The sequence below is a fragment of the Mycobacterium sp. E136 genome (assembly GCF_001666865.1).
Taxonomy (GTDB): Bacteria; Actinomycetota; Actinomycetes; order Mycobacteriales; family Mycobacteriaceae; genus Mycobacterium.
The window spans coordinates 1-9,655 of record NZ_LZJE01000232.1; the positions used below are offsets into that span (position 1 = coordinate 1).

Genomic DNA, 9,655 nt, shown 5'->3' on the forward strand with positions numbered 1-9,655 from the left:
CGATCGCCGGTGCGCACCCCGCACGCGCGAACCAGTTCCGGGCCGAGTGTGGGAATGAGTTCGGCGGCGACGGCGGGGTAATCACCCGAGGCCCATAACGCGCGATGTTTGGCTTTGAGCTGCCGATCGCCATCGCCCGTCGTCGTGTTCTGTTCAGTCGTTGTCATGTCGTCCTCCTCGTAGTTGAATCCCGCCGTCGCCGCCGATTCGGCAGCGCTGCGCCTCAGGCCGGCCGTCCGCCGGGCCCGGTCGTCCCGACGTAGTTGCCGTTTGCGTAGTGGTCGGTGTAGGTGACGCCGTCACTGGCCTTGTAGGTGCACGCCGAGCTCCTGATGTCGACGGCGACGGCGGTCTCATACTTGCCGCCGGCCGCCTTGCACTCGGTCTTGATCGTGTTCTCGTTGATCGGTTTGCCGTAAGCGCTCGGCGCCACCAGCCCGGCGACTGCGGGCATCGCGAGCGAGGCCGACAGCGCGGAGACGACGGCAACACGTTTGAACAGTGGATGCTTCATGGTTTTCTCTTCTCTCTTGATGGTCGGACCGTGGGGGTCCGACCGTTCGGTTTTGACGGATGAAGTCTCTGAGAGAAGGTTTCGTAGATCCTTGGACAATCGTGAAATCCGCAGCTCACGTGATGTTTTTGTGCAGCCCCCGGTGACGACGCGTCAGGACAGTGTCGTCGTCCCGTCGGCCGCCGGGGCCGCCTCGTGGGCACGGATCGCCGCCAGCGTTGATCGCGCCAAACGGACGGCCTCGACACCGCTGACAGCGCGTTGATCTTGCGGTTGCCTGTCGGCGGGTAGCGGCGAGGGCTTCCCCGCGTCGACCAGAGCGTGATGCACCGTCAGCGCCGCATCGTCGGCGCCCATCCGTGTCAGGAAGCGGGTGATGTAGCGCAGATTGAGCCACTGTTGGCTCCAGTCGCCCACCCGATCCCAGTGGTCGAGCACGTCGATGAGCGCCGCGGCCGCCGTGCGCGGTTCACCGTGGACGGCGCGGGTGGACGCCGCCTCCATCAGGGCGATGCCATGCCACCAGAAGTTCCTGACAGATGCTGCCAGCGCGGCAGCGTCGTCGAACAACACCAGCGCGCGCTCCGGATCGGATTTCTTGAGCACCAGCCCGAGCGCATAGCGCCCCATCGACCGCGCGGTCGGGTTCGAGGTTTCGTCCGCGACACGGAGCGCTTCCTGCGCCGCGGCAATTCCGTTCTCCGGTCGACGCAATGCGGCGTGACAGATGGCTACGTAGAACAGCGTCCACACCAAACGAATCGAGTCGTCATCGGCGCGCGCACGCGCCATCTCGGCCTCGTAATGTCCGAGCGCGGTGCGTGGGTCACCGTCATAGAGCGCGAGGTCCGCCAGGACGTCACCCGGGTAGGCGATGCGCCCGTTGCCTCGGCCCGGTGTGCGACCTGCGGCCAATTCGGCGAGTGCGCGCGCGTTTTCGGATTCGCCGCGGTTCCACGCACCGCGTGCCGCGAAGCCGACGGCGGCCGCGTACAAAGGGTGCGCGGGATCGGCCAGCTCGACGATCCGCTCCGCCCAGCCGGCGGACTCGTATCCGATTCGCAGATGCATGGTTTCGGACAACGAGGTGACCAACCGCATCGCGGTGTCGATGTCTCCGGCGGCGACGGAGTGTTCGAATGCGGTCCGGATGTTGTCGTAATCGGGCAGCATCCGATCCACCCACCCGGCCTCGTCGGGCCCGTGCATTTCAGCGGCCGCACGTTGCGCCAGCTTGGTGTAGTAGCGGGCGTGGCGTTTCGTCACGTCGTGATCGACACCCATTTTCTGCAGCCGATTTCGGCCGTAGGCCCGCAGCGTCTCGAGCATCGCGTACCGCGTGTTCCCGGCGCCCGCACGGCGCGTCACCATCGACTTGTCGAGAAGCCCGGTGAGCAGATCGAGGGTGTCGTCCTCGTCACCCGTCCCGCACACGCCGTGTACCGCGGCCAGATCGAAGCCGCCCGCGAAAACCGACAACCGGATGAACAGACCCTGTTCGGATTCCGTCAGCAGCTGATACGACCAGTCGATCGTGGCGGTAAGGCTCTGTTGCCGAGGGGACGCGTCGCGGGCACCGCCGCTGAGCAACCGCAGGCTGTCCAGCCTGCGCGCGACATCGATGCTGCTCATCGCCCGCATTCTTGCGGCGGCCAGTTCGATCGCCAGTGGCAGACCGTCGAGACGACGACAGATCTCGGCGACGGCGCCCGCCGGCTCGCTTTCGAGCTCGAAGTCGGGTCTGCCCGAGCGCGCCCGTTCGGCGAACAGCCGGACGCCGTCATCAAGCGACAGCGGTGGCACCGGCAGAAGCCTCTCACCTTCGACATTGAGCGCTTCGCGACTCGTCGTCAGCACCACCACTTCTGGGCAGTGGCGCACGATTCGGTCTGCCAACCGTGCGGCGGAGTCCAGCACGTGCTCGCAATTATCCAGCAGCACAAGCAGTTTGCGGGATCGCAGATACTCGATCACGGTGGTCTCGATGTCGAGGCCCTGCTGCTGCTGTAAGCGCAGAGCCACCGCAACGGCGTGCGCGACGGCCGCTTCGTCCTCGACGGGTGCGAGCTCGCAGACCCACGCCCCGTCGGGAAAACCTTCCGCGGATGTAGACGCCGCTTCGAGCGCCAACCGCGTCTTGCCGACGCCACCGACGCCGATCAACGTGATGAGCGGGCCGCCGCTCAACGCATCGACAACCCGACGTAAGTCGTCGTCGCGGCCGATGAGGCTGGTGGCGCGCCTGGGCACGGTGTTGGGCTTTTCGGCGACGATGCGGACCGGTGGCTGCACCGGATCGCCCTCGAGTATCTCCTGGTGCACCTGCCGCAGCGCCGGTCCTGGCTCCACACCCAGTTCGTCGACCAGCCGACTTCGCATCGTCCGGAAAGTGTTCAGCGCATCGACCTGGCGACCACACCGGTACTGCGCCAGCATCAACTGGCTCGCCAATCGCTCGTCGAGCGGATGGTCGCGCAGCAGGGACGTCAGCAGCGGAATCAGCTCCCCGTGCCGACCGACCCGCAGCCTGATGTCGTTGTGGTCCAGTGCAGCGGCCAGGCGCTCAGCCTGCAACCCACGCCGGACGTCGTCCAGCCACGGCGTCTCCAGGGTCGCGAATGGTTCACCGCGCCACAGCGTCAGCGCCTCGGCGAACAGCGCATCGGCCCGGCCGGGATCGGCCGTCGCGCGCGCCTGTGCGACGAGGTCGCGGAACAGGTGCACATCCACCGTCGTCGGATCCGCGCTGAGCACGTACCCGCCTGGGCCGCGGGTGATTTCGACACCGCCGGCCAGGAGATGCCGGAGCCGGGAAACGTATGCGGCCAACGCGTTTCGGGCGCGGTGCGGCGGGTCGTCCGCCCACACACGGTCGATCAGCTGGTCGGACGGCACCGGGCGGTTGAGGTCGACCAGCAGCGCCGCCAGGACGCAGCGTTGGCGGGACGGGCCGATCTCGACCCGCGCGCCGTCCACGTAGGCCTCGACGTCGCCGAGTAAACGGAACTGCACCGCCACGGCATACAGCTTTCACCAGGTCAGCGTGTATGGGGCGGAAAACGGCGTCAGCCGTGCCGGGCGCCGATCCAGTGCAGCAGGTCGTGCACGATCTCGTCGTCGAGGCGGTAGCTGACCCCCCGTCCCACACGAGTGGCGCTGACCCAGCCCTGCTGGCGCAACACGCGAAGCGCTTGCGAGACGGCGTTTTCTGAGCGGCCGAGCGCGGAGGCCAGGTCCCCGACCCGGATTCCCGGGACGCGGTGCAATGTGAGCAGGATTTCCAGCCGGTGCGGGTCGGACAGCAGGTCGAACCGCTGAGTCCAGCTGGCGGTGTCGACGTCGGCCAGCGCCGACGCCGCGCGTTCGACGTCCACCTGGCCGACGGGCTCGTTCACGGGACTCAATGTAACGCCGATGTGCACGTTCGAGGGTGCTTGACCGTGCGCGAATGTCGGAAATCCGGCGGCGTGTCGTCAGCAAACACGCACGCTCGCACAAGAAGGGCGGAGCTTAGGCGAGGAAGCCGTGCAGCAGCGCGGCCGAGCCCTCGACGTGCGCCCGCATCGCCGACGCCGCACCGTCCGCGTCGCCGGCGAGGATCGCCATGACGATCGCCTCGTGCTGCTCGTCGGAGTGGGCGATGTTTCGGGGCAGCAACGGGATCTGGTCGAGCAGCGCGTTGAGCCGCATCCTGTTCTCCGCCAGCAGCGGCACCAGCGACGGTGAGCCGGCGGCCTCGGCGATCGCCAGATGCAGACGCGAGTCGAGCCGCCGGTAGTCATCGGGAGCGGCGCCGCGGACGTCGCCCAGCCGCAGCCACAGTTGTTCACGCTCGGCGGCGGTCAGCGTTCGGCTGGCGGCCATGTGCGCGGCACCGACTTCGAGGATTTCGCGCAGGCGCAGCGCATCGTCGATGTCCGCGCGCGTCACATCGTCGGTTCCGGTGATGGGCGTGGGCAGTTCGTCGGCGAGGAACGTCCCGCCGTAGCGCCCCCGCCGCGACACCAGGTAGCCGGCGTCGGACAGCGACTTGATGGCCTCGCGCACGGTGTCGCGGCTGACGCCGAGCCGCGAGGCGAGTTCCCGTTCCGGCGGCAGGCATTCGCCCGGTTGCAGCACCCCGAGCCGGATGGTCTGCAGCAGCCGGCCGACGGTGTCCTCGAAGGCGTTGCCGCCACGCACGGGGCGCAGCAGCGCCTCGGCCGCCTCCGCGGTGAGCGCCGCGGGTGCCACCGGTCCGTCCGGGTCGGCCGACATCGTTTACAGCGGAGTGACGTAGTGGCCGCTGATGCCGCCGTCGACGAGGAACGACGAGGCGGTGATGAACGACGCGTCGTCGCTGGCGAGGAACGCCACCGCGGCAGCGAGTTCGTCGGGTTCGGCGAAGCGGCCCACCGGGATGTGCACCAGCCGCCGCGCGGCCCGTTCGGGATCCTTGGCGAACAACTCCTGCAGCAGCGGGGTGTTGACCGGTCCCGGGCACAACGCGTTGACCCGGATGCCCTGCCGCGCGTACTGCACGCCGAGCTCACGCGACATCGCCAGCACACCACCCTTGGACGCGGTGTAGGAGATCTGCGAGGTGGCCGAACCCATCACCGCCACAAAGGAAGCGGTGTTGACGATCGAGCCCTTCTGCTGTGGCACCATGTGGCGCAGCGCCGCCTTGCAGCAGAAGAACACCGACTTGAGGTTGACGTCCTGCACCCGCTGCCACGCGTCGATGCCGGTGTCCTCGATCAGATCGTCCTCGGGCGGGCTGATGCCGGCGTTGTTGAACGCGATGTCGACCGAGCCGTAGGTCTCGGCCGCGGTGTCGAACAGCGTGTGCACCGCGACCTGATCGGACACGTCGACCTGGACGAAGGTGCCGTTGAGGTCGTCGGCGACGGTCTTTCCCGCCGCCGGGTCGATGTCACCGATGACGACGGTGGCGCCCTCGGCCTTCATCCGCTTGGCGCTGGCCAGGCCGATGCCACTGGCGCCGCCGGTGATGACGGCGACCTTTCCCGCCAACCGTTGAGTGAGATCCATCTAGGCCTCCTGCACTGCGAAGAACACGTTCTTGGTTTCGGTGAACGACAGCGGCGCGTCGGGTCCGAGCTCGCGGCCGAGGCCGGACTGTTTGAAGCCGCCGAACGGAGTGTTGTAGCGCACCGACGAATGCGAGTTGACCGACAAGTTGCCCGATTCCACCGCCCGCGAGACCCGCATCGCCCGCGACAGGTTCTCGGTCCAGATCGACCCGGACAGCCCGTAGGGGGTGTCGTTGGCGAGCGCGATCGCGTCGGCCTCGTCCTCGAACGGCAGCACGGTGACCACGGGGCCGAAGATCTCCTCGCGCACTGCGCGATCGGTGCGCTGCGGCGTCAGTACCGTCGGCGGGAACCAGTATCCGGGTCCCGACGGCGCCGACCCGCGGAACGCCACGGGCGCGTCGTCGGGCACGAACGAGGCGACGGTGTTCCAGTGCGTCTTGGACACCAGCGGACCCATCTCGGTGTCCTTGGCGCCCGGGTCGCCGACCACGACGCCCTTGACGGCGGGTTCGAACAACTCCATGAACCGGTCATAGACGTTGCGCTGCACCAGGATTCGGCTGCGCGCACAGCAGTCCTGGCCGGCGTTGTCGAACACGCCGTACGGGGCGGTAGCCGCGGCCTGCTCGAGATCGCAGTCGTCGAAGACGATGTTGGCGCTCTTACCGCCCAACTCGAGGGTCACGCGCTTGACCTGTTTGGCGGCGCCGGCCATGACCCGGGTGCCGACCTCGGTCGAACCGGTGAACACGACCTTGCGCACGTCGGGGTGTGAGACGAAGCGCTCGCCGACCACCGATCCTCTGCCGGGCAACACGCAGAACAGATCGGCGGGGATGCCCGCGTCGACGGCCAACTCCCCCAGCCGGATCGTGGTCAGCGGCGTCCATTCGGCGGGTTTGATCACCACCGCGTTGCCCGCCGCGAGCGCGGGCGCGAAACCCCAGGAGGCGATCGTCATCGGGAAGTTCCACGGCGTGATGATGCCGACCACGCCGAGCGGTTCGTTGAACGTGACATCGACGCCGCCTGCGACGGGAATCTGCTTGCCGGACAGGCGTTCCGGTGTGGCGGAGTAGAACTGCAGCACATCGCGGACGTGGCTGGCCTCCCATTCGGCGTTGCCGATCGGGTGCCCGGAGTTCGCCACTTCCAGAGCGGCCAACTCGTCGACGTGCGCATCGACCGTCGCGGCGAAGGCGCGTAGCGCGGCCGCCCGTTCGGCGGGTGCGCGCCGGGCCCAGTCCCGTTGCGCCGCTTTGGCACGCGCCACCGCATCGTCGACGCCGGCCTCGTCGGTCTGCTCGACGGTGCGCAGCAGCTCTTCGGTAGCCGGATTGATCACGTCGGATGTGCTCAAGCGTTTGCCCTTTCCTTCGCATATGCGTCCGCCGCCTCGACCACCGCGGCGAACAGTCGCAGGTCGTCGAGGCGCTCCTCGGGATGCCACTGCACGGCCAGCGCGAAGGACTCGCCGGGCAGCTCGACCGCCTCGATGACGCCGTCGTCGTCCTGCGCGCTGATCACCAGGCCGTCGCCGAGTTCGTCGATCGCCTGGTGGTGGTAACACTGTGCGTCCGACGACTCGCCGATGAGCCCGGCCAGCCGCGTGCCCGGCACCGTACGCACCGTCGACGTGGTGAACACCGCGTTGCCCTGCTGATGGCGGTTGTGCCCGATGACGTCGGGCAGGTGCTGGTGCAGCGTGCCGCCGAGCGCGACGTTGAGCACCTGTGCACCGCGGCAGATGCCCAGCACCGGCATGCCGCGCCGCATCGCACCGCGCACCAACGCGAACTCGAACCGGTCGCGTCGCCGGTTGTCCTCGGTGTCGCGGTCGGTGGCCGGATGCGGCTCCTGGCCGTAGTGCGCGGGCACGACGTCGCGCCCGCCGGTGATGATGACGCCGTCGAGACCGTCGAGGACGCGGTCGGCGATGGCATCGTCAACCTGTTGCGGCGGGAGCAGCACCGAGATGCCGCCCGCCAGTTCCACACCCTCGAAGTAGATCGCGGGCAGGAAGCTCGCCCGCACGTCCCACACGCCGGTCTGCGCCTGCTGCAGGTAGGTCGTCAACCCGAGCACCGGGCGCGATTTTTCTTCGCGAACAGACGCAAAACTGCCCATTTCGCCGCCATTTTGGTCAGGTTTACGTCTGCTCGCCGGGAGACTAGAGCCGCTCAAAGCCGCGCATCCTTTCCCAGTCCGTGACGGCGGAGTTGAACGCGGTCAGCTCGACGCGGGCGTTGTTGAGGTAGTGCTCGACCACCTCGTCGCCGAACGCGGCGCGCGCGACCTCGGACTTCTCGAACAGCGCCGCGGCTTCGGTCAGCGTGGTCGGAAGGCGTTCGGCGCCACTGGTGTACGCATTGCCCTCCGTCGGCTCGGGCAACTCGAGTTCGCGTTCGATGCCGTACAGGCCGCCGGCGATCAACGCCGAAACGGCGAGGTACTGGTTGACGTCGCCGCCGGGCGCCCGGTTCTCCATCCGCATACCGTGGCCGTGGCCGACGACCCGCAACGCGCAGGTCCGATTGTCGAGGCCCCACGCGATCGCGGTCGGGGCGAAACTGCCGTCGACAAACCGCTTGTAGGAGTTGATGTTCGGCGCGTAGAACAGCGTCAGCTCGCGCAGCGTGGCCAGCTGGCCGGCGACGAAGCTGCGGAACATCGGCGACATGCCCAGCGGATCGCTGTCGTCGGCGAACACCGCCGCACCGTCGGAACCCCGCAGCGAGATGTGCACGTGGCAGCTGTTGCCTTCGCGCTCATCGAATTTCGCCATGAAGGTCAGGCTCTTGCCATGCTGGTCGGCGACCTCCTTGGCGCCGTTCTTGTAGATCGTGTGGTTGTCGCATGTGACCCGCGCATGGTCGAAGCGGAACGCAATCTCCTGCTGGCCGAGGTTGCACTCGCCCTTGACGCCCTCGCAGTACATGCCCGCGCCAGCCATGCCGAGCCGAATGTCGCGCAGCAGCGGCTCCATTCGCGTCGAGCCCAGCATCGCGTAGTCGACGTTGTAGTCCGACGCGGCCGTCATGTCCCGGTACCCCTTGGCCCACGCGTCGCGGAACCCGTCATCGAACACCATGAACTCGAGTTCGGTCCCGACGTAGGGCACCAGGCCGCGTTCGGCGAGCCGGTCGATCTGCCGGTTGAGGATGCTGCGCGGCGCCTGCTGCACCGGGCTGCCGTCATGCCAACCGAGATCGGCCATCACCATCGCGGTTCCCGGCAGCCACGGGATCAGCCGCAACGTCGAGAAGTCCGGCGTCATCACCATGTCGCCGTAGCCGGTCTCCCAGCTCGACATCGAGTAGCCGTCGACCGTGTTCATGTCGACGTCGACGGCCAGCAGGTAGTTACAACACTCGGCGCCGTGCTCGGCGACCTCCTCGACGAACAATCGGCCCGACACCCGTTTGCCGGTCAGCCTGCCCTGCATGTCGCAGAACGCGACGATCACCGTGTCGATGTCGCCGGCGGCGACCATGCGCTCGAGATCGGCCTGCGACAACATGCCCGTTGCGACGCTCATCGGTGGTGGGGCCTTTCCTTCAACGGCGCGAGATTGCGGGTAGTCAACCATTGGATCGGGCTCGCTCCGACGTTCGCCCAAGTCTTTTACACAAATGTCACTTCCAAAGGTAGGACAGCAGACCTTTGCAAGCTTATTCTCCTCATGCCTCATCACCGCAAGAAGGAGCCGAATCGGTGGCCCAAGACCAGGCGCAGGACAAGATGAAGAGCTCGGGTGGCGTCACCTACAGCCAGGCCGGCGACGGCTACTTCGAGAAGCGGCAACTCAAGCGGACTGCCGGGTTCTGGGGTCTGTGGGGCATCGGCATCGCCGCGGTCATCTCCGGCGACTTCTCCGGATGGAACTTCGGTATCGGCGCCGCCGGCTGGGGCGGCCTGGCCATCGCGTCGATCCTGATCGTCGTCATGTACTTCGGCATGCTCTTCTCGATCGGCGAGATGTCGGCCGCGATGCCGCACACCGGCGGTGCGTACTCGTTCGCCCGCGCGGCGATGGGCCCGTGGGGCGGCTTCGTCACCGGATTCGCCGAGACCATCGAGTACGTGTTCACGACGGCCGTCG

Annotated in this window: 8 protein-coding genes and 2 pseudogenes; 1 reads left to right on the forward strand and 9 read right to left on the reverse strand. The window is 67.5% G+C overall.

What is annotated here, in order from left to right; all coding sequences use genetic code 11:
• The 9 genes and pseudogenes from A5698_RS28010 to A5698_RS15440 form a co-directional block, all read right to left on the reverse strand.
• Nucleotides 1-167 (reverse strand): annotated as a pseudogene (locus A5698_RS28010) (SAM-dependent methyltransferase); the annotation flags it as partial.
• A 56-nt stretch (nt 168-223) separates the two neighbouring features.
• Nucleotides 224-514: a hypothetical protein gene (locus A5698_RS15405; protein WP_068298455.1), complete on the reverse strand. Its 291-nt coding sequence runs from the start codon at nt 512-514 to the stop codon at nt 224-226.
• A 153-nt stretch (nt 515-667) separates the two neighbouring features.
• Nucleotides 668-3,532: an AfsR/SARP family transcriptional regulator gene (locus A5698_RS15410; RefSeq protein WP_068298458.1), complete on the reverse strand. Its 2,865-nt coding sequence runs from the start codon at nt 3,530-3,532 to the stop codon at nt 668-670.
• A 47-nt stretch (nt 3,533-3,579) separates the two neighbouring features.
• A complete protein-coding gene (locus A5698_RS15415) occupies nt 3,580-3,909 on the reverse strand; it encodes an ArsR/SmtB family transcription factor (protein ID WP_090343693.1) in 330 nt (109 codons plus the stop codon).
• 115 nt (nt 3,910-4,024) lie between these two features.
• Nucleotides 4,025-4,771, reverse strand: a complete 747-nt coding sequence (locus tag A5698_RS15420; RefSeq protein ID WP_068298461.1) for a FadR/GntR family transcriptional regulator — start codon at nt 4,769-4,771, stop codon at nt 4,025-4,027.
• A gap of 3 nt (nt 4,772-4,774) precedes the next feature.
• Entirely contained in the window at nt 4,775-5,548 is a 774-nt protein-coding gene (locus A5698_RS15425; protein WP_068298464.1) for a 3-oxoacyl-ACP reductase, read from the reverse strand.
• The gene (locus A5698_RS15430; RefSeq protein ID WP_068298467.1) at nt 5,549-6,913 is read right to left on the reverse strand and encodes an aldehyde dehydrogenase family protein; all 1,365 of its coding nucleotides are present in this window, start codon (nt 6,911-6,913) and stop codon (nt 5,549-5,551) included. It abuts the gene before it with no gap.
• Nucleotides 6,910-7,680, reverse strand: a complete 771-nt coding sequence (locus tag A5698_RS15435; RefSeq protein ID WP_068298470.1) for a gamma-glutamyl-gamma-aminobutyrate hydrolase family protein — start codon at nt 7,678-7,680, stop codon at nt 6,910-6,912. The genes A5698_RS15430 and A5698_RS15435 overlap by 4 nt, the downstream gene beginning before the upstream one ends.
• A gap of 43 nt (nt 7,681-7,723) precedes the next feature.
• Nucleotides 7,724-9,091 carry a glutamine synthetase family protein gene (locus A5698_RS15440; protein WP_068298474.1) on the reverse strand — a complete coding sequence of 456 codons (1,368 nt, stop codon included), beginning with the start codon at nt 9,089-9,091 and terminating at the stop codon, nt 7,724-7,726.
• Between the two features lie 203 nt (nt 9,092-9,294).
• Here A5698_RS15440 and A5698_RS15445 point away from each other — a divergent pair.
• Nucleotides 9,295-9,655, forward strand: a pseudogene (locus A5698_RS15445) (amino acid ABC transporter permease); the annotation flags it as partial.